The sequence below is a fragment of the Diaphorobacter limosus genome, from assembly GCF_033100095.1.
In the GTDB taxonomy this organism is placed as follows: Bacteria; Pseudomonadota; Gammaproteobacteria; order Burkholderiales; family Burkholderiaceae_C; genus Alicycliphilus; species Alicycliphilus limosus.
In genome coordinates this window covers 2,906,049-2,932,483 of record NZ_CP136921.1, presented here as the reverse complement: position 1 = coordinate 2,932,483, position 26,435 = coordinate 2,906,049, and the positions used below count along the sequence as shown (strand labels likewise).

The following is a 26,435-nucleotide window of genomic DNA, read 5'->3' as shown; positions in this document are numbered from 1 at the left end:
GCGAGGGCAACACCCATGGCAATCATCGACATCAAAGTGCCCGACATCGGCGACTTCGCCGAAGTGGCCATCATCGAAGTGCTGGTCCAACCCGGCGACACCATCAAGGCCGAGCAAAGCCTGATCACCGTGGAGTCCGACAAGGCCTCCATGGAAATCCCCTCCAGCCACGCTGGCGTGGTCAAGGAGTTGAAAGTGAAGCTTGGCGACAAGATCGCCGAAGGCTCGGTGGTGCTGACGCTGGAAGTGCAGGGCGCGGGCGCGGCAGCTACAGCGCCTGCTGCCGCCCCGGCGCCCGCAGCTTCTGAGCCAAAAGCGGCTCCAGCGCCCGCCCCGAAAGCGCAAGCAGCTATCAATCCAGTAGCATCTAGCTTTGCGGGATCGGCCGATCTGGACTGCGACGTGCTCGTGCTTGGTGGCGGCCCCGGTGGCTACAGCGCCGCCTTCCGCGCGGCCGACCTGGGCCTCAAGGTCGTCATCGTCGAGCGCTATGCCACCCTCGGCGGCGTCTGCCTGAACGTGGGCTGCATCCCCTCCAAGGCATTGCTGCACGTGGCCGCCGTCATGGACGAAGTCAGCCACATGGCTGACCTGGGCGTGGACTTTGGCGCGCCCGCCGTCAACATCGACAAGCTGCGCGGCCACAAAGAAAAGGTTATCGGCAAGCTCACCGGCGGTCTGGCCGCCATGGCCAAGATGCGCAAGGTGACCACGGTGCGCGGCTACGGCGCCTTCGTCGGTGCCAACCACGTCGAAGTGGAAGAAACCACCGGATCGGGCCAGGAGAAAACCGGCACCAAGAAGGTCATCGCCTTCCAGAAAGCCATCATCGCCGCCGGCAGCCAGGCCGTGCGCCTGCCCTTCATGCCCAACGACCCGCGCGTGGTCGACTCCACCGGCGCCCTGGCGCTCAAGGAAGTGCCCAAACGCATGCTGATCCTGGGCGGCGGCATCATCGGCCTGGAAATGGGCACCGTGTACAGCACGCTGGGCGCGCGCCTGGACGTGGTCGAGATGATGGACGGCCTGATGCAGGGCGCCGACCGCGACCTGGTCAAAATCTGGCAAAAGATGAACGCCAAGCGCTTCGACAACATCATGCTCAAGACCAAGACGGTGGGCGCCAAGGCCACACCCGAAGGCATCGAGGTGACATTTGCCGCAGCGGAAGAGGGCGGCACCGCCCCCGCGCCGCAGGTGTACGACCTGGTGCTGCAAGCCGTGGGCCGCACGCCCAACGGCAAGAAGATTGCCGCTGACAAGGCCGGCGTGGCTGTTACAGACCGTGGCTTCATCAACGTCGACATCCAGATGCGCACCAACGTGCCCCACATCTTCGCCATTGGCGACATCGTCGGGCAGCCCATGCTGGCGCACAAGGCGGTGCACGAAGCGCATGTGGCGGCCGAGGTCATCGCCGGGGAACTGCAGGGAAACAAGGAGCTGGCCAGCGCCGCTTTCAACGCCCGCGTGATCCCCAGCGTGGCGTACACCGACCCTGAAGTGGCCTGGGTGGGCCTCACCGAAGACCAGGCCAAGCAGCAGGGCATCAAGGTCAAAAAGGGCCTGTTCCCCTGGACGGCCTCCGGCCGCGCCATTGCCAACGGCCGCGACGAAGGCGTCACCAAGCTGCTGTTCGACGACAGCCCCGAAGCAGGATCAGGAGACGGCCATGCTGGCCGGGGCCACGGCAAGATCTTGGGCGGTGGCATGGTCGGCACCCACGCGGGCGACATGATCGGAGAGATCGCGCTGGCTATCGAGATGGGTGCCGACGCAGTGGACATCGGCAAGACCATCCACCCGCATCCAACCCTTGGCGAATCCATTGGCATGGCGGCGGAAGTGGCGCATGGCAGCTGCACGGATGTGCCGCCTGCGCGCAAGTAAGTCCGCAGCCAAGCTACCCTGCCAAGGCCCGAACTGGCGACGGTTCGGGCCTTGTGCTTTGCGTACCCAAACAATCGCCGCAGAATACTGTGCATTTGTACAGTATTCATGTCAGCCACTTCCAAGCCCAAGCTCTACAACCCACGCCACCCCGAACGCACGCTGCTCTACCAAACGGTAGCCGAGCACTACGAGACCTGGCTAGAGTTGGCCAGCGCGGGTCAGTTCGACGGCCAGGGCGACCACCACACCCCCAAGCCCTTCGTGCGCAAAGCGTTTGCCAAGTATCTTGAGTGCGGCATCTTTGCCCATGGCTTTGCCCGCGCTCGCTGCGGCGACTGTGGGCACGACTACTTTGTAGCCTTCTCCTGCAAAGGCCGGGGAGTCTGCCCCTCGTGCACCACGCGGCGGATGGTGGAGACGGCGGCACACCTGAGCGACCACGTTTTCCCCCGCCTGCCGGTGCGCCAGTGGGTGCTCTCCGTGCCCAAGAGGTTGCGGTACTTCATGCAACGCGACGGAGCGGTGCTGAGCATGGTGCTGCGCATCTTTCTGCGGGTGATCGCACAAACTCTGCAGACCCACAGCCCCGGTGCGGCCCATATGGACAAGGCAGGCCTGCACATCGGTGCCATCGCCTTCATTCACCGATTCGGCTCCAGCCTCAATGAACACGTCCACTTCCACGTTTGTGTGGTGGACGGGGTGTTTGAGGAAGTGGAGGGCGAGGGCGATGCTGATGCGACCCCTCGAATCTCATCGCCGGGTGTCATCTTTCACGCGGCCACCGGCATCGATGCGGCTACCGTGGCCCCAGTGCAGACCACACTGCAAAAACGCATCCTGCGCGCCTTCGTTGCTCGGGGCCCGCTGGAGAACTGTGACGCCAAAGACATGCTGGGCTACAAACACAGCGGCTTCTCGGTGGATGCGGGGGTGTGCATCGAAGCCCACGACCGCGCTGCGCTGGAGCGGCTGCTGCGCTATTGCGCGCGTCCACCGTTTTCCATGGAGCGCCTACGCAAAGAGGGAAGCAAACTGGTGTACCGCTGCGGCAAGCAGCGCAGCGAACCCACCAGCGACAAGCGCGGTGCCAAGGTTGATGAGCTGCACCTCACACCGCTGGAGCTGATCGACCGCATTGCCGCGCTGGTTCCCCCGCCACGCACCCACCGGCACCGCTATTTTGGCGTGTTGGCACCCAACTCGCCGCTCAGGGCTGCGGTGACGGCGCTGGCGACACCGGCGCAAGCCGCTCCCGTGCTGGGCGCGTCGATCAGCACGGGGGAGTGCGCGCCTGGTGTGGTACCGATGAGCAGCGCGCTGCCATCCCAGAGCGAGCCGGTGCTGCCCAAGCGTGCAGCGCACTACCTGTGGGCGGTGCTGATCGCCCGCATCTACGAGGTGTTCCCCCTCTTGTGTCCGCTGTGTGGCGGGCAGATGCGCATCATCGCGTTCATTACGCACAGCGCTGACATCCGGCACATCCTGGACCACATCGGGGCAGATTCAGAGCCACCCCGCATCTCCCCGGCGCGCGGGCCACCGCTGTGGGATGACTGTAGTGATGCGCAGATGGATGACGGGGCGCAAACCGAGCCAGCAGACTGGGACCTGGCGGCGCAACCGGCACCGGACTTTGAGGTCGATCAGCGCATCAGTTGGTGAATGAACAAAGCGGCGATTTTGACTTGCCGCGAACTGGCTCTGCGCCCGGTACACGCCGAGCGCCGCAAATCACTCTCCTGAACGCCAAAGCCTGGTGGTGAACCTGACACCTGGGCGGGAAAATCGAGTGTCTCAGCCGGCTTGATGGCGCTTCCGCGGTGCGATACTTGGCCTCATGCGGTTAAAACGCCTATCCGTAGAACGATGCGATCACGGCCCGCAGTGTCTCGCCCCAATGGGTTGCCAGGGACCACGACACCATGCCAGCGAAGCATCGCTCGCAGCACTTGCATCGCATAGACGGCCTGCCGCTGCGAAATTTTCATCAGCGCGGTGTGGACGCCCCGAATGTCATCGGCTGTGAGCTTCGACAGCAGCTTCTCAGCGATCGGGTATAGCTCGCCGTCGGCGAACTGCTTGCCGGTCTTGGATCTTCGGCCCGGCTCAATCATGGCGAGATAGTCCGCCTTTGTGCGCGCTTTCAGGCCATCTTTCGCGCGCCGCTTCTTCTCGACGTACTCTCGAAGTGCCTTCGCCACGGTCAGCCCGTCTTGCCGATCCGCCTGCTCGCGTGCTGTCGCCTCAGCCCAGAGTCTTGCTTCCTCCTGCGCTGGCCAGTCCACTCCATCGCGCGCAAGCGCTCGGATGCGCGCAGCCTCAGCGCAGGCTGCTGCCAGCTTTAGCTGGCCTGGACCTTCACCGTACTCCTGCGACAACCGGTACTGGCGCTCGACCTCAGAGCCCTTCACGGTGTAGCGGACGAGCAGCGTGCGGACGCCATCCGGAGCGATGCGCAGTTGAAGGCCGCGATCGATCGTGAGCTTGTAGGGCCGCGCGCGAGGCTTCTGCGCGTCGATTGCCCTGACTGTCAGGAGCGGCATCTACGGGTTCCGTGTCCGACTGGTGTCCGAAAAATCTTGAGCTCGGATGCTATCGATCGGGACCCTCTGACACAAAGAATGATGCGTAACCTATTGATTTACAAGGGTTTTAGTCAGTCCCAAGAAATCCCAGAAAGTCCCGCAAAACACCGAGTAACGCGACTGTTAATCCGTAGGTCCCTGGTTCGAGCCCAGGTCGGGGAGCCAATAAACACCGAAGTCAGCAGGTTTGCGCCTGCCGACTTTTTTGTTTTCTGGGCTTGGCTGGTGCCTTTCTGGTGCCAGTTCAGCGATCCGATCCGAGATTCAGCTCAGGCCGGCTCAGCGCGCCGGCCGCGGCTCGACGATCGGGAACATGTTCGGGAAAGTCTCGAACAGGCCGAGCATCTCGCCGACCTTCGCCGGGTTGCCCGTCACCTTGATCTGCCCGGCCTGCATCGCCGCCGGGAAGGTGGTCTGCTGCAGCGAGATGGTGTCCAGCGTGGCGCGCGTCAGCGTCAGCGTCGCGTCGGCGTTCGGGGCCTGCGTGCCCTCAGCATAGGTCAGCGCGCTGTTCTCCAGGTTCAGCACGAAGTTCTGCTTGGTGTCCGTGAACTGCCAGTTCAGCACGATGGTCTTGCCCTGCGCCTTGTCGCCGTTCAGGCGCACGCCCAGGTAGTCGAAGAACATGTCCAGCGGCACGGCGCGGATCACGTCCGGCGCGGCGGTGCTGATCGAAGGCAGCTTGGGCACACCGTTGCGCAGCTCCCACGCGCCTTGCAGGTACGCATTGCGTGCCGTCGCCGACTCCACCTGGTAGCCCATCTGTTCCAGCGCATCGGCGCCGAGCTCGCGGGCCTGCTTGTTGGTCGGGTCGGCGAACACCAGCTGCGACATCACCTGCGCGACCCAGCGGTACTCGCCCTTCGCGAAGTCCTCGCGGGCGCGCTTCATCACGGCATCGGCACCGCCCATGTACTCGACGGCCTTGCGCCCGGCGTCCACCGGCGGCAGCGCGTGCAGATTGGCGGGGTTGGCGTCGTAGTAGCCGAGGTAGCGCTGGTAGATGGCCTTGACGTTGTGCTTCAGGTCGCCGTAGAAGCTGTAGGTCGACCAGTCCTGGCGCAGGCTGGGCGGCATCTTCATCGTCTCGGCGATCTCGGCGCCGACGTAGCCCTGGTTCATCAGGCGCAGCGTCTGGTCGTGCAGGTACTTGTAGCTGTCGCGCTGGATCTTCAGGTAGTTCTGCACGCGGGGGGCCGTCCACACCGGCCAGTGGTGCTGGGCAATCATGATCTCGGCGCCAGCACCGTAGCGCTGCAGCGCGCCGCCGAGGTACTTCGACCAGGCCAGCGCGTCGCGCACCTGCGCACCGCGCATCGGCAGCAGGTTGTGGAAGTTCTGCGTGCCGATCTCCGCCATGTTCAGCACCTTGAACTGCGGATAGAACATGATGAACTCGGCCGGCGCTTCGGCGCCCGGCGTGTTCTCGAACACGATGTCGATGCCATCGATGCGATGCGTCTCGACCGGCTTTTCGATCAGCATCGTCGGCGGGATCAGCGAGATCGTTCCCAGCGGCACGGACTTGCCGAGGCCGGCATCGACCTGGCCCTTCTCGCCGCGCGGCAGCAGCATGCCGAACTGGTACAGCGCACGGCGTGACATGGCATTGCCGGCGATCACGTTCTCGCCGACCGCTTCTTCCATGAAGCCTTTCGGGGCGATGACCTTGACGCGCCCCGAAGCCACGTCCGCATCGGTGACCACGCCGCGCACGCCGCCAAAGTGGTCGGCGTGGCTGTGCGTGTAGATCACCGCCACCACCGGCTTCTTCGGCCGGTGCTTGAAGTACAGGTCCATGCCGGCCTTGGCGGTTTCCACCGCCGTCATCGGGTCGATGACGATGAGGCCGGTATCGCCTTCGATGATCGTCATGTTCGACAGGTCGAGGCCGCGCAGCTGGTACATGCGGTCGGTGACCTTGAACAGGCCATTGACCATGTTCACGCGGGCGTGGCGCCAAAGCGCCGGGTTGACGCTGTCGGGCGCCTGCTCCTTGGCCAGAAACTCGAAGGGCTTCAGTGACCAGGCCGGACGGCCGCTGGGGCCCATGATGACCTGGTCGCCGAAGGCCTCGATCAGGCCGCGCTTCGCGTCGTCGAAGGACTGCGTGTTGGCCAGTGGCAGCTGGGTCGCCACGGTGCGGTTCGCGGCGCGTGTCGCTTCGGTCGCGTCCTTGGACGCGGTCGGCGTGGCCGCGGCCTGGGCGGCGGGCGCCGCGGGCTGCTGGGCGCAACCTGCGAACAGGGAAGCCGCGAGCAACGCGGTCAAGGTCGGGACGATCTTCTTCATGATTTCAATCTCCTGTGGAGGGGTTTCTTGTGGGTCTTCTGGGGAGTCTTGTGGCTGTGCTTCAGGCCAGCGCCTTGGCCAGCGCCGCGCCGTTCTTTGAAGCGGTGGCGTAGATGCTTTCCTGCGGATTCACGCCCAGCGAGGTGGGGAACACCGAGCCGTCGATCACCGACAGGTTCTCGATCGCACGGTGCCGACCCCATTCATCGACCACCGAGGTCTTGGCGTCGCCGCCCATCTGGCAGCCGCCCATCACGTGCGCCGAGCCGGCGAGCATGCGCATCAGGCCCATCGGCGCGCTGCTCATCCAGGTCTTCGCTTCGGCCATGCTCTTCAAGGGCATGCCGTCGATGTGCATCGGGATCACGAACTCGGCCCCGGCTGCGAACTGGATCTCCATGATCTCGAGCATGCTCTTGACCAGGCTGTTCATCAGGTAGTCGTCGATGGGGTAGTCGAGGCTGGCGCCGATGTCGCCCGAGATCTCGACCGTGCCGCACTTCTCGTGGTCGTTGTAGCCGTCGCGGTGCAGCGCGATGGCCATCTGCAGAAAGGGGAACTGCTTCATCAGCGCAGCGCTGGTGGGACCGAAACCCTTGTCCACCAGCGCGGCGGTGAAGATCGGGAACACCGGCGCCGTCTCCACCTTGTAGCCCAGCCGTGCGGCGCCGAAGAGCTTGCCTTCGGGCAGCCAGAAGTGATCGGAGTACACGCTCTGCGGCGCGCCGCGGAAACCCGCCACCTCGTCGGGCATCTTCGCCAGGCTGAGCGACACCGGGTGCAGAAAGGTGCGCTTGCCGGTCATCCCCGACGGGTCGGGCACCTTTGAGCGCATCAGCAGCGCCGGTGAGCGGATGGCGCCGGCCGACACCACCACGTGCTTCGCGTTGACGCGGATGCGGCGGCCAGTGGGCGTGTTGCCGAACTTGTCCATCGCCAACGCCTCGACGCCGGTGGTGCGCTTGCCGTCGTGCACGATCTGCACCGCCTCGGCGCACGACACGAGCACCGCGCCCTTGTCGAGCGCGCTGGGAATGGTCGTGACCAGCATGCCTTTCTTGGCGTTGATCGGGCAGCCCAGGCCGCACAGGCCCGTGTTGGCGCAGCCGTTGACATTGCGCTTGGTCAGGTGCCACTCGTAGCCGAGTTTTTCGCAACCCTTGGCGATGGCCTGGTTGTTGGCGTTCGGCGGCAGCATCTCCCAGGTGTGGATGTCCAGGCGCTTCTCCACCGCCTCGAAGTGCGGCGCCATCGTCTCGGGCGCAAAGGTCTTCACGCCGTACTTGTCGACCCAGTGCTTCAGCGTGAGCTCGGGCGTGCGGAAGCTGGTGGTCCAGTTGACCGTGGTGCCGCCGCCGACCGATCGACCCTGGAAGACGATGAAGCCCTTGTCCTTGGTGCGCTGCTGGCCGCCGTCCATGTAGAGCATCGGGTAGGCCTCGCCCTCGTTCTGCGAGAAGGTCTTGGGCGTGTTGTGGCCGCCCTTTTCCAGCATCACCACGCGCAGCCCCGCGTTGGTGAGGATCTCGGCGGTGTAGCCGCCGCCGGCGCCGGTGCCGACGATGACCACGTCGCACTCCAGCGTCAGGTCGTTGTCGAGCGTCGAGCCGTTGTAGGTTTTGCGTTCATTCATGATGTGTGTGCTCCTGTCGCTTCAGACCTCGGGGCCCGGGCCGTTGATCATTGGGCCGGGGTAGCCGATCTGTTCCCAGGTGCCGGTGTCTGCGTAGTAGCTGCCGGTGACCATGTCGCGCAGGCTCATGTAGACCACTCGGCGCAGTGCCACCGACGACTGGCGCAGGCCGGTGAGCATGCTTGCCACGTCCTCGCGCGTGGCGTCGGCCCAGCCCGTCCACTGGCCGATGAGGAGGGCTCGCGTCGGCGCGGCGCCGAGCATCGAGAACAGCTCTTGCACTTCCTTCTGCAGATACAGCGGCAGGCCGGCGACGGCCTTGTCGGCGGTGTCGACCACCTTGGCAATGGCCTGTGCGCGCTGGCTCGCATCGCTGGGCAACGCGCCGTCGAGCACGGCATCGGCCAGCTTGGCGAGCATGGTCTGCGCCTGTGCGCCGAGCGTCGCGCCGGCGCCGAGCACGGCACGCGCATTCCGGTCGGCGAGGTAGCTGGCGAACCAGCCGCCGAGGCCGATGGCAGCGACCGTCAACGCGCCGACCTTCAGGAACGAGCGCCGGCCCGACGGCTCGGCCACGTCCTGGTGCGGGGTGCTGGACACGATGGGGCTCACCGCCGCGGCGCCGGTGGCCACGGTCACCGAGGGATCGGACTTCCCGAGATAGAACTTGAACACGAGCCGCTGCACCAGGTTGCCGTAGGGCGGATAAAACAGGCCCATCGGGAACCAGCGGAAGCGCTTGAAGGTGCCCTTGGCGTGCGACAACTCGCGAAAGCCCTCTTCCCCGTGGTACGTGCCCATGCCTGAGTTGCCCACGCCGCCGAACGGCAGGTCGTGGTTGAACACATGCCAGCCCCAGTCGTCGACCGAGACGCCGCCCGAATGCGTCTTGCGCATCAGCTTGTCCAGCTCGGCACCGCTGAAGCCGAAGGGGTACATCGCCAACGGCCGCGGCCGGGCGGCGATGTAGGCGATGGCCTGGTCGATGTTGTCGTAGGGGATCACCGGCAGGATCGGCCCGAACAGCTCTTCCTTGGCGATGCGCATGTCTTCGGTCACGCCGGTGACCACATGCAGCGGAATGCGCCGCCCCGGCCCGTTGTCGCCGCAGGCGGTGACCTTGGCACCCTTGGCTGTCGCCTCGGCCAGCAGGTCGCGGATGCGCTGCGCATGCGGCTCGGACGTGATGCTCGTGTATTCGTGGTTGCCCTGCACCGTGGGGTAGAACTTGCGGAACGAGGCCTGCACCTCGGTGGCGAATTCCTCGACCTTGCCGCGCGGCACCAGCGCGTAGTCGGGCGAGACACAGATCTGCCCGCTGTTGAAAGCCTTGCCGTGGGCAATGCGTTCGGCGGCTGCGGCCAGCGGGCCCTCGGCCGAGACCAGGGCCGGCGACTTGCCGCCCAGCTCCAGCGTCACCGGCGTCAGGTTCTGCGACGCCGCACGCATGATGTGGTGGCCCACCGCAGGCGAGCCGGTGAAGACGATGTGGTTGAACGGCAGGTGCGAGAACGCCTCCGCCTGCGCCACTTCGCCGCCGAAGACCGCGACCTCGTCCTCCGCAAAGCCTTCGGCCAGCATCTGCGCCAGCAGCGCGGTCGAGCGCGGCGACAGTTCCGACATCTTGATCATCACGCGGTTGCCGGCGGCGAGTGCCGCGACCAGCGGACCCACCGACAGGTACAGCGGGAAGTTCCACGCACCGATGACGCCGACCACGCCCTTGGGCTGGTAGTTGACGCGCACGCTGTTGCCCAGGAACAGCAGTTCGGTGGAACGCTTCTTCGGTTTCATCCAGCCGCCCAGCGCATGCAGCGCATGGTTGATCTCGAACACCGGGCCCAGCACTTCGGCGAGCTTGGTCTCGGCCGGCGCGCGGCCACCGAAGTCCGCGCTGACGGCCGTGACGATCTGGTCCTGGTAGCGCTGCAGCAGTGCGCGCAGCGTCTTCAGCTTGGCCTTGCGTTCGGCCAGCGTCGGGTAGGGATGCTGCAGGAACGCCAGGCGCTGGCGCTCGAACACGCCCTGCATGCGTTGGATGATCGGGTCCATGGGCGGGTTCATGGTTTGTCCCTCCTGTACTGGGTTCTCGCTCATTTCACGTCGCGCAGTTCGCGCCGCAGGATCTTGCCGACGGTGGACTTGGGCAGCGCGTCGACGAAGCGCACGAGCTTGGGCACCTTGTAGCCGGTCAGCTCCTTGCGGCAGAACGCCACCACCTCGGCTTCGCTGAGCGTTGCACCCTGCGCCTTGACGATGAACAGCTTGACCGCCTCGCCGGTCTTCTCGTCCGGCACGCCGATGCAGGCGCATTCCATGACGCCGGGGCAAGCGGTGGCCACGGCTTCGATTTCGTTCGGGAACACGTTGAAGCCCGACACGATGATCATGTCCTTCTTGCGGTCGACGATCTTCAGGAAGCCTTCGGGCGTGAACACGCCGATGTCGCCGGTGCGGAAGTAGCCGTCGGGAGTGAAGGCGGTGGCGTTGGCTTCCGGCTTCTCCCAGTAGCCGCTCATCACCTGCGGGCCTTTGGCGACGATCTCGCCGGATTCGCCGAGGCCGACTTCGTTGCCGTCGTCGTCGAGCAGCTTGATGTCGGTGGACGGCAGCGGCAGGCCGGTGGTGCCGCTGAACTGCTGCACCGAGGCCGGGTTGAAGGTCAGGATGGGGCTGGTCTCCGACAGGCCGTAGCCTTCGCGGATGAAGGTGCCCGTCATCGCCAGCCACTTGTTCACCGCCGAGCCGCCGCCGCTCCACATCTCCATCACCGCGGTGTCGACCAGCTTGGGCAGCCCCTGGCCGCCGAAGGCGGGGTCGAAGCGCAGGCCGTTCCAGCCCGACTCGACGAACTTGGCATAGGCCTCGACGAAGCCCTTGGGCGTGGTGACGCGGCCGTCGTCGTGGCGCTTCAGACCCTGCAGGTCTCCGACCTTGTTCAGCGGCCCCCAGACCTCGCTGGAGAAGGTGGCGGCGCCTTCGAGCACCGCATCGACGAGTTCGGTGCTCACGTCGCCGTAGCCGGGCAGCCGGGCAATCGCGTCGAGGCCCGCCAGTTCGTGCAGCACGAACTGCATGTCCTTCATCGGGGCGGTGTAGGTGCTCATGATGGGTGTCTCCTTGCGTGTTGTGTACGTGTCGCGTGCGTGGGCCGGGTGCGCTGGCTTCAGCGCTCCATCACGTAGGTTCCAGGTGCTGGCGCCAGGGGCCGGTACTTGCGCGATCCGAGCTTCGCGGGCGCGGGCTTCAGCTCGCCGGACTTGCCCTTGATCCACTCGCGCCAGTGCGGCCACCAGCTGCCTTCCTGCTTGCTCGGCTGGGCGCCCTCGGCCCAGGCCATCGGGTCGTCCGTAGCGGCCGGGCCGCTGAAGAAGAAGGCCTTGGGCACGCCCGGCGGGTTGATCATGCTTTGCAGGTGGCCCGCGTTGGCCAGCACGAACGTCGTCTCGGGCCCGAACAGCCGCGCCGTGCCGTAACACGCGCGCCAGGGCGTGATGTGGTCGGTGATGCCGGCGATCACGTACGCGCCAAGCTTGACTTGGCCCATGTCGACCGGCACGCCGAGCACTTCGAGCGTGCCGGCGTTGACGTACGGGTTCTTCTCGACCAGCTCGAGCAGGTCGCAGTGGTACTGGCCGGGCAGCCGGGTGGTGTCGGCGTTCCAGGCCAGCACGTCGTAGGCCGGCGGGCGGTTGCCGAGCAGGTAGTTGTTGACCCAGTAGTTCCAGATCAGGTCGTTCGGACGCAGCCAGGCGAACATCGAGGCCATCTCCGCGCCATCGACGAAGCCCTTGCGCCGCGAGCGCGCCTTGGCGGCACGGATCGTCGCTGGCGAGTTGAACAGGCCGAGCGTCGAATCCTCGATCGCCGCTTCGGTGTCGAGCACGCACACGGCCCAGGTCGTGTTGGCGACCTTGGGCTTGCCGGTGGCAGCCAGCCACGCCAGATAGGCAGCCAGCGTCATGCCGCCCGAGCAACTGCCCCACATGTTGACGTCGGTGCTACCAGTGATCTTGCACGTCGCATCGACCGCCGCATCGAGGGCACGCACGTAGTCGTCCAGGCCCCAGTGCCGGTGCTCGACCGTCGGGTTGCGCCAGCTGACGACGAACAGCTGCACGCCCGAGTCGGTCGCCCACTTGACGAGGCTCTTGTCCGGCGTCAGGTCGATGGCGTAGTACTTGTTGACCTGCGGCGGCGACATCACGAGTGGGCGGGCGTGCACCTGCGGCGTCGTCGGAGCGAACTGCAGCAGCTCGAACATCTCGTGGCGCAGCACCACCTGGCCGGGCGAGGTGGCGATGGTCTCGCCGACCTTGAACGGCGTGGCGTCGACCATTGAAGGCAGCATGTGGTTGTGGCGCGCGTCGTGGATCAGGTTCTTCAGCCCTTTGACGAGGTTGTCGCCCCCGGTGTCGACGATCTTGCGCACCGCCGCAGGGTTGCCGAACAGCCAGTTGCTCGGGGCGAGCGCGTCGGTGATCAGCGAGGCGAAGAAGTGCGCGCGACCCTTCTCGAGCTTGTTCAATGCGGACTGGTCGATGAAGTGCGACAGCTCCTTCTGCGTCGCCAGGTACGACTGCATCAGGCGCGCGTACAGGGCGTTGCTCTTCCACGCCGGATCGGCGAAGCGCCGGTCCTTGGGGTCGGGCACGAGCTCGGACTTCCCTTTCGCGACCTGGCCCAGTTCCTTCACGTAGCGGCCCAGGTGCGTGCTGGCGCGCCGCGGCGTGCTGGCGACGGCCTTGAGCAGCGAGCCGGCGGCGCTTGCCACGTCGCGCTTATTCAAGCCGATCAGCGGGTTAATCGCGAGCGTGTTGCGGCTGGCCTCGGCGACGAGGCCACCAAGATCGCTGGCCGTGCCGAGCGCAGACAGGCCGGCCTTGCTCGCGCTGCCGGACAGCTTCGCGGCGGTATCCGCCGCGCTGCGCGCCTTCTTCGCGACGCGAGTGGCAGCGGTGGCGGTAGTGGCGGCGTCGGACTTGCCGACCACACGCTTGGCGCCCGCCGCGGCGGTGGTGCGGACGGCCGGGGTGGTGGCGGCAGCCGTCTTGCCGGCGGTACGCTTGGCGCCTGTCGCGGCGGTGGTGCGGGCGCTGCCCGCGGAGGTGGTCTTGGTGGCCATGGTTTGGTCGTCCTTCGTCGCTCAGCCGAACACCATCGCGAGCGTGGTGGCCACCAGCGCCGGCTTGTCGCTGCCCTCGATCTCGACCGTGTTCTCGAGCGAGAGCAGCCAGCGGCCGCCGCCCTTGTCCTCGGCAGCCGCGAGCTTGATGCGGTTGCGCACCCTCTTTCCGGCCAGCACCGGGGCGAGGAAGCGCACCTTGTCGAAACCGTAGTTGAGGATCTGCTTGGCGCGCACGCGCGGCACCAGGATTTCCATCCCGGTGGGCGCCAGCAGCGCGAGGGTCAGGTAGCCGTGCGCGATCGTGCCGCCGGCCGGGCTCTCCCTGGCCGCGCGTTCGACATCGACGTGAATCCATTGACGGTCTTCGGTGCAGTGCGCGAACTCGTCGATGCGCCGCTGGCCGACTTCGATCCACGATGAAACGCCGATCTCCTGACCGGTCATGTCCGCCAGTTCGGCGGGGCCCATGGGTGCAGTGCTCATGTTGAGTCTCCTGGTTCGAAGAGGTGTTCAGGCTTTGTCGAGGAATTCGTTGATGGCACGTACCGACTCCTCTTGGCGTGTCATCAGGAAGAGGTGGCCGCAGTCGAACAGCTTGAGTTCGCTGTTCGGAATGAGTGATCGCATCAGCCGGGCATTGAAGGTGTGGATCAGCGGGTCGTCACGGCCGGCCATCACCAGCGTGCGCTGCTTCAGGCGGCACAACCAATGCACGCTGGTCCAACCCGTCGCGGCGCCGATCTGCAGGTAGTAGCCCCAGCGCGACTGCCACTTGACGTGCTTCATGAACTCGGCCGCCAGCTCGGGCTGGCGGCGAAAGTCGCCGCCGTAGATGTCGCCGCTGACCTGGGTTGCGTAGGCCTTGCTCATGTAGCGCCGCGGCGTGACCATGCGCGCGATTGCCTTCGGATGCCCCGGCAGCATGAACATACCCGATGTGGTGGCGCACAGAATCAGCCGCCGGCAGCGCTCGCCCGCCGTGCGTGCGAATTCCTGCGCCGCCACGCCGCCCCATGAGACACCGAGCACGTCCGCCTGCGCATGCCCGAAGTGATCGAGCACGCCGAGCGCCCAGCGCGCCAGGGTGCGCAGCCGGTAGGGCCGGCGCGGCATCGGCGAATGGCCGACGCCCGGGACATCGAACACGATGACCTCGCGCGCGGGCATCGCGCGTGCGAGCGGCTCGAGCAGCTCGATGCTGCCGCCGATGCCGTTGAACATCAGCAACGGCGTTGCGCCGCGCTGCGAACCCGCCTGGCGGCCGACGCGCAGCAGTTGGCCGCCCACCTGCAGCATCTGGATCTCGAGCGGATGTCCGCCGGCCTCAGCGGTGCGGGCGGCGGCTCCGTTGCGGCCCGCCGGCGATTCGGGAGAGCCGGTACCCGGCGCCGGGACGGCGCCCATGGCATCGCTGGTCATACGCCCGCCTCAATCAACGTTGCGCAGCTCGCGCCGGAGAATCTTGCCGACATTGGATTTCGGCAGCGCGTCGACGAAACGCACGACGCTCGGCACCTTGTAGCCGGTCATGCCGGCGCGGCAATGCGCGATCACCTCGGCCTCCGTCACGCCGGCGCCCGGCAGGCGGACGACGAACAGCTTGACCGCCTCGCCGGTTTTCGCATGCGGCACGCTGATGCACGCCGCCTCGGCCACGCCGGGGCAATTGGCCACCACGGCCTCGACCTCGTTCGGGTAGACGTTGAAGCCGGAGACGATGATCATGTCCTTCTTGCGGTCGACGATCTTCAGGTAGCCCTTGTCGTCGAAGACGCCGATGTCGCCCGTTCGGAAGTAGCCGTCGCTTGTGAACGCAGTGGCGTTCGCGTCGGGCTTCTCCCAGTAGCCGCGCATCACCTGCGGCCCCTTGACGCAGATCTCTCCCGGCTGCCCCAGCCCCACTTCGAGGTCCTTGTCGTCGAGCAGCTTGACGTCGGTCGACGGCATCGGCAGGCCGGTCGTGCCGGTGAACTCGGTGATGTAGGCCGGGTTGAACGACACCACCGGCGAGGTTTCCGACAGGCCGTAGCCCTCGCGGATGAAGTGGCCGGTGATGGCCTTCCAGCGGTCGGACACCGCCCCGACCACGGCAGCGCCACCGCCGATCGCGATCTTCAGGCGCGACCAGTCCACTTCGCCAAGCTTGGGGTGCTGCACCAGCCCGCCGTACAGCGTGTTGACGCCCATGAAAACCGTCGGCCTGGCCTGCGCCAACACGCCGACGAAGCCGTCCATGTCGCGCGGGTTGGCGACGAGCCAGTTCTCGGCGCCCACCGACAGATAGCTCAGCGACACCATCAGCGCGAAGATGTGGTACAGCGGGATGGCAGTCACCAACACTTCCTCGCCCTCTTTCACCGCCACCGGCATGAAGGCCTTGAACTGCTCGGTGTTGGCGACGAGGTTGCGGTGCGACAGCGCGGCGCCCTTGGACAGCCCGGTGGTGCCGCCGGTGTATTGCAGGAACAGCAGGTCGTCGCCGGTCAGCGCTACCGGCTGCAGCGGCAGCCCGCCGCCCTGGGCCAGCGCCTCGGCAAAGGAGACCGACTCGCCGAGCAGTGCATCGACCGGCGGGCTCGGCAGCGTGGCGCCGCTGGCGTCGCCGACAGCGACCGTGATGACCGTCTTCAGGCCGGTATTGGCGCGCACCTCTGCCAGCGTCGGCGTCGAGCCGCTGAAGACGACGATCGTCTCGACGCCGGCATCGTTGAGCTGGTGCTCGAGTTCGCGCGGCGTGTACAGCGGATTCACGTTCACCTGCACCGCGCCGGCGCGCATGATGCCGAGCAGCGTGACCGGGAACGCCAGCAGGTTCGGCATCATCACCGCCACGCGGTCGCCCTGGCGTACGCCCAGTTTGTTCTGCAGATAGGACGCGAATGACCGCGACAGCCGGTCGACGTCGGCGTAGTTCAAGGTCTGGCCGAACGCCTTGAACGCCGGACGCGAGGCGTGGCGCTCGAGCGCGGCGTCCAACAGATCGACCATTGACGCATAGCGATCGGCGTCGATCTCTGCGGGGATGTCGGCGTACGACTGGGTCCAGTGGCGAGTGCCCATGCTTGTCTCCTGCTTGTGTTGATACCGCGTTCTGTGAGGCTGCTTGCTGGGTCAGTAATGTCGGGTCTGGCCGCTTCGGCGTAAATGACGGGCGAGGACAAGATGCGCATCGCTGAGGACAGTAGCTAGGGAGTTTCCCGAGGGTCTCCGTGTGGAGAATGCAGAAGGCAACAACACGATTCCAGGAGAAATCCATGAGTACAAAACCGAGAACGAACGCGGCGCTTGCGCTGCACGAAAAGCGGTACGCACCGTTCAAGGTGCACGCCGTCATGCGCGCCCTGAGTGAACTGGGGGTGGACATCAAGCTGCTGCTGGCCGGCTCCGGCCTGTCGCCGGCCGAAGCCTCGAATGCCCAGACTCGGATCTCGGTTCCCACCAGTTCATCGTGGTGTGCCGCAACGCCGGCAGGCTGTCGCCAGAGGCGGGATGGGCCGCACTCGTGGGGGGCGGAATGCGCCTCACCGACTACGGCATGTACGGCTATGCGTTGGCGTGCGCCGAGTCGATGCGCGGTGCCTGCGAACTCGCCGTGCGCTATCACGGACTTGCCACACCGGTCATGCGGATTGCCTTCGAGGTGGAGCACGACGTGGCCTCATGGGTTCTACCGACGCTCGACGAAGCCGCGCTGCCCGACGTCGATACCGATCTGTTTCGCGCGCTGCTGGAGATGCAGCTCGGCACGCACGTCAGTCTGACCAAGCACGTGATGGGCGCCTGGTGCATGCCTGCGCGCGCGAACTTCGCGTTGCCGCGTCCGAGATACGCTGGCCTGTTGGAGCGGGTGCTCGAATGCACCGTCGCCTTCGATCAGCCTCGCACGCAAGTGGACTACCCAGCCGAGTGGCTGGACCGGACACCCCAATTCGCGAACCCTATCGCCGCGACCCAGGTTTCGGCAGCCTGCGCCAAGCTGTTGGAGGACCACAAGTGGAGCTCGGGCATGAGCCGCCGCGTGTATGCTGAACTGACGCGAACACCCGGCCGCTTTCCCAGCATCGACGAGATCGCGGCGGGGCTGTGCATCAACGCCCGGACGCTGCGGCGACGGCTCAACGAAGAGGGGACGACCTATCTGGAACTGCTGGCGAGCGTGCGCCAGGCCTTGGCTGTCGACTACCTGTCGACCTCGTTCCTCGAGGTCGACGACATCGCCGCCGCCCTGGGTTTCAGCGACGCCGCGAGCTTTCGCCATGCCTTCAAGCGCTGGACAGGCCGCACCCCCAACGAGTACCGGGCCGGTGCCGCGTCGCCGAGCGCCGGCTGAGCTTCAGTGCGCGCAGAAATCAGCGAGCAATCTCTCCGTCCCAGTGGCGCCGGTCGACCTGTTGCTCACGGTGGGCTCGCCCCAACGGGTTCAGCGGCCTGGGTTCGAGTCGTGCCTTGTGACCTACCGAAGGCCTGACCGACGGCTTGGCGAGCGACCGAGCGGCTGCATTGGGTCGAAACCAGCCACAGAATCCTTATTCAAAACTCATAAAACCAATAATCTCTGCATAGCCCGCGTCGTCGCCACATAAACCACCCGCGCCTCCAATATCGCATCCTGGTTTTCAACGCCTTTTGCGTTATCCGTACCGCGCTCAGCCATCACCGCCACCACCGGCCACTCCAACCCCTTGCTCGCATGCATCGTCATCACCTTGATGGCGTCTTCTTCCGGCCGGTAATCGCCTGAACGTTTGCGCACCCGGTGCGGCAGCCCCTTGCGGGCCAGGGCGGCGGAGCATTCGTCCATTTCCTTGTGGTGCCGGCACAGCACGGCCATGTCGCCCCAGGCGTGGCCCTGGGCGTGCTGGTCGGCCAGCAGTTCGGCCACCCGGGCCGCGCGCTCGGGCAGGGTGGGCAGGTCGATGATGATGGGCTCGGGGCCTTCGCGGCCGCAGCTCAGGGGTTGCAGCAGGGGGATGCCGTCGTCGCCGCCCTCGGCGTCTTCGGGCTTCAGCATGTCGCCGGCCATGCGGTGGGCCAGTTGCAGGATTTGCCACGTGTTGCGGTAGTTGATCTTCAGGATGGTGGTGCGGCCAGCGGCCTGGATGCCCACGCTCTTCAGGCTGAAGGTCTTTTTCTTGGTGCGGTCGTAGATGCTCTGCGCGTCGTCGTAGAGCAGCAGCAGGCTGTTGGTGGTGGGGTCCACCATCTGCGTGACCAGCTTGAGCCACTCGGGCGCGAAGTCGTGGCCCTCGTCGATGAGGATGGCGTGGTACTGGCCGGCGGGGATGTGGCCCGCATCCACGCCGGTGATGACACGCTGCACGTACTCCTGCATCAGCCTGTCCGCGGGCCAGCGCTGCGTGCCTTCGGGCAGCAGGTGGTAGGCCACGAGCTGGTCGCGGCACCATTTGTGGAAGTGGCGCACGTGCACGCGCGCATCCAGCCCCTTGGCCTGCATGGTGGCGGCCAGCTTCACGGCCAGCGGCTCGTTGTAGCAAAGGATGAGGATGGGCTTGCTGCCCGGGCCTTGCGTTTGCGCCAGGTGCTCGGCGCGGTAGCCCAGGATCATGGTCTTGCCCGAGCCCGCCACGCCGTGGATCACGCGGTGGCCGTCGCCCAGGCTGCGGGCCAGTTGCTCTTGCTGCAGGTCCATCACGCGCATGATGTCGGGCAAGCGGGCGTCCTCGTCGTCGCCTTGCGCGCCGGAGCCAAACAGGCTTTGCTGCTGGGGCACGCGCACTTCGGGAAAGAGGATCCAGCGCACGCGGTCGAGCTGCGGCAGCGTGATGGCGCCCTTGCTGCCGAAGGTGTGGGGGAACATGGCCCACAGCCGCTGCTGGAACGCTTCGGCGTCCACGTCCTCGACCATCTCGTCCTTGCAGATGGCGAGGTGCGCGGGAATGGCCTCGCCCAGGCCCGCGCCCTCGAACTGCTTGCGCGTGATGTGGGTGAAGACCACGCCGTGGCCCCAGGGGAAGGCCAGCTTGCCTTGGTACGGCCCCGCGCCCTGCACGAGTTGCGGGTCGCGCTCCAGCGCGTTGACCACCTGGATGGCGCAGTGCCGCGCCTGCTGCAGCGGGCTCATGACGACCTTGGGCGTTCCGTCCGGCGCGATCTCGAAATACTCGCGCGTGGCGCGCCGGATGGTGTCCAGGCGCCAGTCCTTCACTTCCAGGATCAGCGCGCCCCGGCGCGGGTGCAGCACCACGAAGTCGGGACGCGTCTGCTTGGGGCCGATGGGCACGTCCCACCAGAGCAGGTAATCGTCTTCCAGTTTGTCTTGCAGGCGCTCGGCCCATCTGCGCTCGCCCGATGTCATGCGCGCCACGCATGTCCCCAGGGCCGGTATCAATGTCGCCATCCCACCCCCGCCTACCCCTTGTTTCGACTTGAAACACCTTATAGGCGGCGAAGCTGATTTCAAACTGACGTAAACCCCGGGTGCGCCGTAGGCGAGTGCGGAGAAACAGGCTCGGCGGATTGACAGCCAAAACAGTCCCTAACGCTTACCCAGCAAGCGCTATCAGCTATCAAATATGCATTGCGCAGCTGCGCCCGCGATGGCCTGCTCCACCACGCCACCAGGCCGCCGCAGCCGATGCGCTCGCGCTGGCTCAGCCTGGCGGCGTGCGCATCAGCCCAGGTGCTGGCCCAGGATGCCCGTCAGCTCGAACATGCCGACGCGGTCCTTGCCAAACACGGCGCGCAGCTTGTCGTCGGCGACGATGGTGCGCTTGTCCGCCGGGTCCTGCAGGTTGTGGGCCTTGATGTAGTCCCACAGCTTCTTCACGGCCTCGGGGCGGGCCACGGGCTCGGTGCCGATCACGGCGGCCAGTTGGGCGCTGGGGGCCTTGCCGGCGGCAGCGCTGGTCTTGCGTGGGGTCTTGGCCGTGGTGGTTTTGGCGGCGGCCTTCTTGGCGGCGGGTTTGGCGGTTTCTACGGCTCCAGCGCCCGCCCCGCGTGCGCTGTCAGCTCCTGTTTTTGCAGCGGCCGCAGTCTTGCGCGGCGGGAACTTGGATTCGCGCGGCTCGAACTCGAAGTTGACCTTGCCCGCCTCCTTGTCCCAGGCCAGGAAGGCCTTGAAGGCGCGGCGCGTGCGCATGCTGACGAACTTGTCGAGCAGGTCGGTCTTGCCTGTCTGCAGCAGCTTCGTCATCTGCGCGCGCTCCACGGGCTGCTGCAGGATGATCTTGCCGCTTTTGAACGTGCACGACGGCGTAGGCTGCTGCGCAGTGGGCACGGCCTTGCTGCAGACGTAGTTGGCGCCATGCTCGAAGACGGGGGCGCCACAGGCGGGGCAATTCCCTAAGCTTTCCTGGCCGGCAAAGTCCACCAGCTCGCCCGATTCCTCGGCGTTCTTGTCGTCGCCAAAGTCGAATTCGAGCTTGTAGTTGCCCGCCTCTTCGTCGCGCACTATGGCCACCTCGGCCACGAAGGGCCAGCCGGCCTTGGAACGAAAGCCCTCCAGCGGGCCTATGCGGCGCTCGCGCAAGAGTTGCTCGGCCTCGGCGACCTCAAAGGTGCGCCCGGCAGGCGACTTGCCGAACGAGAAGCCGCAGCCCTCGCCGCTGCCCGCCGCCCCGGTGCAGGCGTAGCGGCGGTAGTTTTCCTTCACCACGCCGCCGCAGTTGGGGCAGGGCGCGGCCAGGGTGGCGTAGTCGCCGGGGATGGTGTCGCGGTCGTATTCCTTGGCCTTCTTGACCAGCTTCTCGGTCATGGCCTGGATCTGCTGCATAAAGGCCTCGCGCGAGAGCTGGCCGCGCTCCATCTGCGCGAGCTTGTATTCCCATTCGCCGGTCAGGTCGGCGCGGCACAGCTCTTGCACATCCAGGCCGCGCAAGAGCGTCATCAGCTGGAAGGCCTTGGCCGTGGGGATGAGCTCGCGGCCTTCGCGCAGCATGTATTTCTCGGTCAGCAGGCCTTCGATGATGGCGGCGCGCGTGGCCGGCGTGCCCAGGCCTTTCTCTTGCATGGCGCTGCGCAGTTCCTCGTCGTCGATCTGCTTGCCGGCGCTCTCCATGGCGCCCAGCAGCGTGGCTTCGCTGTAGCGCGCGGGCGGTTTGGTCTTCAGGCCCTTGACCTCGGCAAACTCGGTGTGCGTCATCTCGCCGGGCTTGACGGGCACCAGGGGCTGGCCCTTGTCGCCGGCCTTGCCGTCTTCGACTTCGTTGGCGGCCTCCTTGCCGTAGATGGCCAGCCAGCCGGGCCTGACCAGCACCTTGCCCTCGGTCTTGAACGAGTGGCCCACGACCTGGCTGATGCGCGTGGTGACCTGGTATTCGGCGCTGGGGAAGAACACCGCCATGAAGCGGCGCACCACCAGGTCGTAGAGCTTCTGCTCGGCCTCGGACAGGCCATGCGGCGCCTGCGTGGTGGGGATGATGGCGAAGTGGTCCGACACCTTGGCGTTGTCGAAGATCCGCTTGGATGGCCGCACATAGCCGTCGTCCAGCGCCTGCTGGGCGTAGGGCGCCAGGTGGCGCATGCCGCTGGCGGCCAGCATGCCGAAGGTGTTCTTGGCGACGGGCAGGTAGTCCTCGGGCAGGGCGCGCGAGTCGGTACGCGGGTAGGTCAGGGCCTTGTGGCGCTCGTACAGGGCCTGGGCCAGGGCCAGCGTGGTCTTGGCGCTGAAGCCGAACTTGCCGTTGGCCTCGCGCTGCAGGCTGGTCAGGTCGAACAGCAGCGGGCTGGCCTGGGTGGTGGGCTTGCTTTCCTCCGTCACCGTGGCGGCCTTGCCACGCACGGCGTGGGCTATTGTCTCGGCATCGCGCTGCGACCACAGGCGGTCGGCGCGGGCCTCGGGGTCGTCGCTTTTCTTCCATTGGGGGTCGAACCACTTGCCCAGGTATTCGCCGGCCTCGGCGTGAAAGCCGGCGTGGATCTCCCAGTAATCGCGGCTGATGAACTTGCGGATCTTTTCCTCGCGCTCGACGACCAGCGACAGCGTGGGCGTCTGCACCCGGCCCACGGTGGTCAGAAAGAAGCCGCCGTCGCGCGAGTTGAAGGCCGTCATGGCGCGCGTGCCGTTGATGCCGACCAGCCAGTCGGCCTCGGAGCGGCTGCGCGCGGCGTGTGCCAGGCCTTGCATCTGCGCGTCGCTGCGCAGGTGGTCGAAGCCGTCGCGGATCGCCTGGGGCGTCATGCTTTGCAGCCACAGGCGCTTGATCGGCTTGGCCAGCGTGCCCTTGGCGCCGCCGGCGTATTGCTCGATCAGGCGGAAGATCAGCTCGCCCTCGCGCCCGGCGTCGCAGGCGTTGACGAGTTCGGTCACGTCCTTGCGCTTGGCCTGGCGCACCACGGCGGCCAGGCGGCTCTTGGTCTTGTCCACAGGCTTCAGGTCGAAGCGCGGCGGGATCACCGGCAGGTGGGCAAAGCTCCACTTGCCGCGCTTGACGTCAAATTCTTCGGGCGCCTGGATTTCCACTAGGTGGCCCACGGCGCTGGTGACCACGTAGCGCTCGTTCTCGAAGTGGTCTTCGTGCTTGTCGAACTTGCCCGCCACGGGCGTGAGGGCGCGCACGATGTCCTGCGCCACCGAGGGTTTTTCTGCAATTACCAGGGTCTTGGTCATTTGGTCGGTCTTCTATCAGTGCCATGCACGCCTTGGCGGCGCTTCTACAATCGGCCTTCGCATGCGCGCACGCGCACGCATGTGTGCCCATTCAAGTTAACAGAGTTTTTCCATGCCCCGCAGCAAAGCCATCGCAGCACCCACGCCAGCCGCAGGGCGGCGTATCCAGACCCGGCGCTCGGGCGTGCATGGCCGGGGCGTGTTTGCGCTGCAGGATATCGCCGAGGGTGAGGTCATCATCGAATACACCGGCCAGGTCATCAGCTGGCAGGAGGCGCAAGAGCGCCACCCACACGACCCGAAACAACCGAATCACACCTTTTACTTCCACGTCGATGAAGACCGCGTGATAGACGCCAAGGTGGGCGGCAACTCCGCGCGCTGGATCAACCACAGCTGCAACCCCAACTGCTTTGCCGATGAGCAGGACGGCCGCATCTTCATCACCGCGCTGCGCAACATCGCCGCCGGCGAAGAGCTGAACTACGACTACGGCCTGATCATCGAGGAGCGCTACACCAAGAAGCTCAAGCTGGAGTACCCCTGCTGGTGCGGCAGCCCGAACTGCCGCGGCACGCTGCTGGCACCCAAGCGCGGCTGGGCGCCGCCCGGGCCTAAAGGGCAGCGCGCATGAACACCACACCCGCGCAATGGCCGGCCGAGGCCATCTGGCAGGCGATTGAGCCGCTGCTGCCGGGCTTCACCGTCGAGGTGCTGCCCAGCATCGACTCCACCAGCAGCGAGCTGATGCGCCGCGCGCGCGCCGGTCGCCAGGAGCCCACGCTGCTCGTGGCCGAGCAGCAGACCGCCGGGCGCGGCCGCCTGGGGCGCGAATGGCACACCGGCACCTACGAGGGCACGGGCCTGCTGCCGGCGCTGACGTTCTCGCTGGGCCTGCCGCTGGCGCCGCATGACTGGTCGGGCCTGTCGCTGGCCGTGGGCGTAAGCGTGGCCGAGAGCCTGCAGCCGAAGCTGCCCGCCCCGGGCAGCGGCCAGCCGCGCGTGCTGCTGAAATGGCCCAACGACCTGTGGCTGCAGGACGATCGCAAGCTCGGCGGCATTCTGGTGGAGACCGCCAGCTTTGCCGCGGCGCCCGGCGAGCCACGCTATGTGGTCGTGGGCATAGGCCTGAACCTGCTGCCCGTGCTGACTGAAGGCCTGCGCACACCGCCCGCCTGCCTGCGCGAGGTGGATGCCGCGCTGACCGCCCCCAAGGCCCTGGCGCGCATCGCCGCGCCACTGGTGCAGGCCCTGCTGGGCTTTGCCGAGGCCGGTTTTGCGCCCTTTCAGGCGCGCTTTGCACAGCGCGACCTGCTGGCCGGGCGCGCGGTGACGCTCAGCGACGGCACCCAGGGCCAGGCCCATGGCGTGACCGAGGACGGCACGCTGCTGGTGCACACGGCGCGCGGCATGCAGGCCATCACCAGCGCCGAGATCAGCGTGCGCCCCAGCGCCGCAGCGCGGCCGGCCTGAGAGGCTGAGAGGAACGCCCCATGCTGCGCCTTGCCGTCCTGCTTTTGCTGCTGGCCAACGCCGGCTACTACGCCTGGTCGCACGGCCTGCTGCAGGGCATGGGCCTGGCGCCGGCAGCCACGACCGAACCACAGCGCCTGCAGCAGCAGATTGACCCGCAGAACCTGCGCCTGCTGCCGCCGGGGGGCCAACCGGCACCCGCTGCCGAGCCCCAACCCGAATCCAGCAACAGCGCCAGCGCAGCCGAACCACCCGCCTGCCTGCAGGCCGGCGTGTTTGACGCGCGCCAGGCAGAGCTTTTGCGCAAGGCGGCGACGCGGCTGCCCGCCGGCAGCTGGAGCCTGGAGCCGGTACAGGCGACACGCCGCTGGATGGTCTACATGGGCCCGTTTGCCGACGAGGACACCCTGGCCAAGCGGCGCAACGAACTGCGCGCCATCGGCGTCGCCTACGACAGGCCGGGCGCGGCGCTGGAGCCCGGCCTGTCGCTGGGGCGCTATTCCAGCGCCGAGGGCGCGCTGCGCGCCCTGAGCCAGCTCGGCGCCCAGGGGGTGCGCAAGGCGCGCGTGGTGCAGGAGCGCGGCGACACCGCCGGCTTCACGCTGCGCCTGCCGGCCGTGGACGAGGCGCTGCGCGCGCAGCTGGAGACGCTGCAGCCGGCACTGGCCGGCAAGCCCCTGCGATCCTGCGCCTGATTGCGCGGGGTGTTATTCCGTTTCCAAATCATTCGTGTCTAGGAGGCTGTCGGACTTGGAAGTCGTCGGCTGCAAATCGACCGCAGCGGCCCATATTTCACCGTCTTTTTGCCCAATAGCTCGGCTATTGGGCTGCAAATCCGGCAAAAACTGTGCTCGCTGGGGCCGATTTTCGCTTTCGACGCTCCAAGTCCGACAGCCTCCTGGGCGCGAAGCTGCAGGCAGTGCTGTAGCACGACAAGGCGAAGCAACAACGACACGGATGATTTAGAAATGGAATTAATCCACCCCCAGCTCCACCACCCCGTACAGCGGCGTGCTGCTCCAGTAGCTCCACATGCGCTCGGCGGCGATGCCCATCCAGCCGTGGCTGGCGGCCACGCTGTGCGTGGCCAGCAGGCGCAGGCGCGGGTGGCAGTCGGTCAGCTCCTGCAGGCTGCGTATGCCCCAGTGGAACTGCGCCTTGGTCGGCCCCACGCTGGCATGCCACTGGGCCATGCCCACGGCACAGCCGGCCAGGATGTCTATCACCAGGCGCGAACCTGCCGGCGCCTGGGCGGCAAAGCTGTGCAGCACATGGCGCACCTGCTGCGGCTGCAGGTACATGAGCACCCCCTCGCAGAGCATGAACAGGGGCTGGCCCAGGGCCTGCGCGGGCAGGTTCAGATCCTGCCACCATTGCGGGCGCCGCAGGTCGATGATGGCGCTGCGCTGGCGCGCGGTATCGGGTGGTAGCAGCCGGCGGCGCAGCTCCATGGACGGCCGCATGTCGGTGTCGAGCCAGGTATTGCGGCCGTTGTCCAGCCACTGGAAATATTGCGACAGGCCGCAGCCCAGGTTCACCCCCCAGGCCTCGGGGTGGCGTGCGAAAAACGCCAGGCCGGTATCGCGTATCACCTTGGTGCGCCACAGGATGTTGAGCACCGTGGGCCTGTCCACCAGGTAGGGCGCGGTGGGCAGCTGCAGCCGGCGCACCAGCTCGGCCGCCTGCTGGTCACCGCAGGCGTGGCCAGGAAACAGGCCGCCGCCCAGGGCCCGCGCCACGAGCGGGATCAGCATGGTCTGCTGCACGGCGGACAGCCTGGGGTGCGCTTGCAGCTGTGGCTCCGGCGAGTCGGTCATGCACATCCTTTCATGATTGAGCAAAGTCTCCGCCTGGTGGCAG

Annotated in this window: 17 protein-coding genes, 1 tRNA gene and 1 pseudogene; 7 read left to right on the top strand and 12 right to left on the bottom strand. The window is 66.5% G+C overall.

All coding sequences use genetic code 11. The annotated features are described in order from the left end of the window. Nucleotides 1–15 precede the first annotated feature (15 nt). Both lpdA and P4826_RS14035 read left to right on the top strand, forming a co-directional pair. Nucleotides 16–1,890: a dihydrolipoyl dehydrogenase gene (gene lpdA, locus P4826_RS14040; protein WP_317701002.1), complete on the top strand. Its 1,875-nt coding sequence runs from the start codon at nt 16–18 to the stop codon at nt 1,888–1,890. Nucleotides 1,891–1,998: 108 nt separating this feature from the next. Beyond that, a complete protein-coding gene (locus P4826_RS14035) occupies nt 1,999–3,558 on the top strand; it encodes a transposase (protein ID WP_317701001.1) in 1,560 nt (519 codons plus the stop codon). Nucleotides 3,559–3,731: 173 nt separating this feature from the next. Here P4826_RS14035 and P4826_RS14030 read toward each other — a convergent pair whose 3' ends face one another. Next, nucleotides 3,732–4,439: an Arm DNA-binding domain-containing protein gene (locus tag P4826_RS14030; protein ID WP_317701000.1), complete on the bottom strand. Its 708-nt coding sequence runs from the start codon at nt 4,437–4,439 to the stop codon at nt 3,732–3,734. A 127-nt stretch (nt 4,440–4,566) separates the two neighbouring features. Here P4826_RS14030 and P4826_RS14025 point away from each other — a divergent pair. Then, nucleotides 4,567–4,646 (top strand) — tRNA-Asn (locus P4826_RS14025). A 114-nt stretch (nt 4,647–4,760) separates the two neighbouring features. Here P4826_RS14025 and P4826_RS14020 read toward each other — a convergent pair. The 8 genes and pseudogenes from P4826_RS14020 to P4826_RS13985 form a co-directional block, all read right to left on the bottom strand. Then, nucleotides 4,761–6,773: an alkyl/aryl-sulfatase gene (locus tag P4826_RS14020; RefSeq protein WP_317700999.1), complete on the bottom strand. Its 2,013-nt coding sequence runs from the start codon at nt 6,771–6,773 to the stop codon at nt 4,761–4,763. A gap of 61 nt (nt 6,774–6,834) precedes the next feature. Continuing rightward, nucleotides 6,835–8,406, bottom strand: coding sequence for a GMC family oxidoreductase (locus P4826_RS14015; protein WP_317700998.1), 1,572 nt, complete (start codon nt 8,404–8,406; stop codon nt 6,835–6,837). A gap of 21 nt (nt 8,407–8,427) precedes the next feature. Further along, nucleotides 8,428–10,470: a coniferyl aldehyde dehydrogenase gene (locus P4826_RS14010; protein WP_317700997.1), complete on the bottom strand. Its 2,043-nt coding sequence runs from the start codon at nt 10,468–10,470 to the stop codon at nt 8,428–8,430. Between the two features lie 29 nt (nt 10,471–10,499). Continuing rightward, a pseudogene (locus P4826_RS14005) lies at nt 10,500–11,195 on the bottom strand (AMP-binding enzyme); the annotation flags it as partial. A 377-nt stretch (nt 11,196–11,572) separates the two neighbouring features. Beyond that, nucleotides 11,573–13,531: an alpha/beta fold hydrolase gene (locus tag P4826_RS14000; RefSeq protein WP_317700996.1), complete on the bottom strand. Its 1,959-nt coding sequence runs from the start codon at nt 13,529–13,531 to the stop codon at nt 11,573–11,575. A gap of 21 nt (nt 13,532–13,552) precedes the next feature. Continuing rightward, the gene (locus tag P4826_RS13995; RefSeq protein WP_317700995.1) at nt 13,553–14,017 is read right to left on the bottom strand and encodes a MaoC family dehydratase; all 465 of its coding nucleotides are present in this window, start codon (nt 14,015–14,017) and stop codon (nt 13,553–13,555) included. A 27-nt stretch (nt 14,018–14,044) separates the two neighbouring features. Continuing rightward, nucleotides 14,045–14,953, bottom strand: a complete 909-nt coding sequence (phaZ, locus tag P4826_RS13990) for a poly(3-hydroxyalkanoate) depolymerase (protein ID WP_317700994.1) — start codon at nt 14,951–14,953, stop codon at nt 14,045–14,047. Nucleotides 14,954–14,962: 9 nt separating this feature from the next. Continuing rightward, complete coding sequence (locus P4826_RS13985) at nt 14,963–16,594, bottom strand: AMP-binding protein (protein ID WP_317700993.1); 1,632 nt, start codon at nt 16,592–16,594, stop codon at nt 14,963–14,965. Nucleotides 16,595–16,982: 388 nt separating this feature from the next. Here P4826_RS13985 and P4826_RS13980 point away from each other — a divergent pair, with 388 nt between their 5' ends. Continuing rightward, the gene (locus tag P4826_RS13980; protein ID WP_317700992.1) at nt 16,983–17,864 is read left to right on the top strand and encodes an AraC family transcriptional regulator; all 882 of its coding nucleotides are present in this window, start codon (nt 16,983–16,985) and stop codon (nt 17,862–17,864) included. Nucleotides 17,865–18,071: 207 nt separating this feature from the next. Here the strand turns inward: P4826_RS13980 and P4826_RS13975 are convergent, their stop codons facing one another. Together P4826_RS13975 and P4826_RS13970 are read right to left on the bottom strand one after the other, a co-directional pair. Next, a complete protein-coding gene (locus P4826_RS13975) occupies nt 18,072–19,892 on the bottom strand; it encodes a DEAD/DEAH box helicase (protein WP_317700991.1) in 1,821 nt (606 codons plus the stop codon). A gap of 273 nt (nt 19,893–20,165) precedes the next feature. Next, nucleotides 20,166–23,102, bottom strand: a complete 2,937-nt coding sequence (locus tag P4826_RS13970) for a DNA topoisomerase III (protein WP_317700990.1) — start codon at nt 23,100–23,102, stop codon at nt 20,166–20,168. A 112-nt stretch (nt 23,103–23,214) separates the two neighbouring features. On the opposite strand from P4826_RS13970, the gene P4826_RS13965 reads away from it, so the two are divergent. From P4826_RS13965 to P4826_RS13955, 3 genes are read left to right on the top strand one after another with little or no spacing between them, the layout of a single operon-like run. After that, complete coding sequence (locus tag P4826_RS13965; protein ID WP_317700989.1) at nt 23,215–23,736, top strand: SET domain-containing protein; 522 nt, start codon at nt 23,215–23,217, stop codon at nt 23,734–23,736. Continuing rightward, on the top strand, nt 23,733–24,575 hold the full coding sequence (locus P4826_RS13960; protein WP_317700988.1) for a biotin--[acetyl-CoA-carboxylase] ligase: 843 nt from the start codon (nt 23,733–23,735) through the stop codon (nt 24,573–24,575). Before P4826_RS13965 ends, P4826_RS13960 begins: the two co-directional genes overlap by 4 nt. A gap of 20 nt (nt 24,576–24,595) precedes the next feature. Then, nucleotides 24,596–25,270 (top strand): SPOR domain-containing protein, encoded by a 675-nt coding sequence (locus P4826_RS13955; RefSeq protein ID WP_317700987.1) that lies wholly within the window; start codon nt 24,596–24,598, stop codon nt 25,268–25,270. Nucleotides 25,271–25,549: 279 nt separating this feature from the next. On the opposite strand, the gene P4826_RS13950 is transcribed toward P4826_RS13955, so the two are convergent. Further along, a complete protein-coding gene (locus P4826_RS13950) occupies nt 25,550–26,392 on the bottom strand; it encodes a class I SAM-dependent methyltransferase (protein WP_317700986.1) in 843 nt (280 codons plus the stop codon). Nucleotides 26,393–26,435 lie beyond the last annotated feature (43 nt).

What these genes read in the sequence shown, in the direction of transcription:
- P4826_RS13995 (WP_317700995.1), bottom strand. Translation starts at nt 14,017, where the DNA reads ATGAGCACTGCACCCATGGGCCCCGCCGAACTGGCGGACATGACCGGT.
- P4826_RS13970 (WP_317700990.1), bottom strand. Translation starts at nt 23,102, where the DNA reads ATGACCAAGACCCTGGTAATTGCAGAAAAACCCTCGGTGGCGCAGGAC.
- P4826_RS13975 (WP_317700991.1), bottom strand. Translation starts at nt 19,892, where the DNA reads ATGGCGACATTGATACCGGCCCTGGGGACATGCGTGGCGCGCATGACA.
- lpdA (WP_317701002.1), top strand. Translation starts at nt 16, where the DNA reads ATGGCAATCATCGACATCAAAGTGCCCGACATCGGCGACTTCGCCGAA.
- P4826_RS14020 (WP_317700999.1), bottom strand. Translation starts at nt 6,773, where the DNA reads ATGAAGAAGATCGTCCCGACCTTGACCGCGTTGCTCGCGGCTTCCCTG.
- phaZ (WP_317700994.1), bottom strand. Translation starts at nt 14,953, where the DNA reads ATGACCAGCGATGCCATGGGCGCCGTCCCGGCGCCGGGTACCGGCTCT.
- P4826_RS13955 (WP_317700987.1), top strand. Translation starts at nt 24,596, where the DNA reads ATGCTGCGCCTTGCCGTCCTGCTTTTGCTGCTGGCCAACGCCGGCTAC.
- P4826_RS13960 (WP_317700988.1), top strand. Translation starts at nt 23,733, where the DNA reads ATGAACACCACACCCGCGCAATGGCCGGCCGAGGCCATCTGGCAGGCG.
- P4826_RS14010 (WP_317700997.1), bottom strand. Translation starts at nt 10,470, where the DNA reads ATGAACCCGCCCATGGACCCGATCATCCAACGCATGCAGGGCGTGTTC.
- P4826_RS13950 (WP_317700986.1), bottom strand. Translation starts at nt 26,392, where the DNA reads ATGACCGACTCGCCGGAGCCACAGCTGCAAGCGCACCCCAGGCTGTCC.
- P4826_RS14000 (WP_317700996.1), bottom strand. Translation starts at nt 13,531, where the DNA reads ATGGCCACCAAGACCACCTCCGCGGGCAGCGCCCGCACCACCGCCGCG.
- P4826_RS14035 (WP_317701001.1), top strand. Translation starts at nt 1,999, where the DNA reads ATGTCAGCCACTTCCAAGCCCAAGCTCTACAACCCACGCCACCCCGAA.
- P4826_RS13965 (WP_317700989.1), top strand. Translation starts at nt 23,215, where the DNA reads ATGCCCCGCAGCAAAGCCATCGCAGCACCCACGCCAGCCGCAGGGCGG.
- P4826_RS13985 (WP_317700993.1), bottom strand. Translation starts at nt 16,594, where the DNA reads ATGGGCACTCGCCACTGGACCCAGTCGTACGCCGACATCCCCGCAGAG.
- P4826_RS14030 (WP_317701000.1), bottom strand. Translation starts at nt 4,439, where the DNA reads ATGCCGCTCCTGACAGTCAGGGCAATCGACGCGCAGAAGCCTCGCGCG.
- P4826_RS14015 (WP_317700998.1), bottom strand. Translation starts at nt 8,406, where the DNA reads ATGAATGAACGCAAAACCTACAACGGCTCGACGCTCGACAACGACCTG.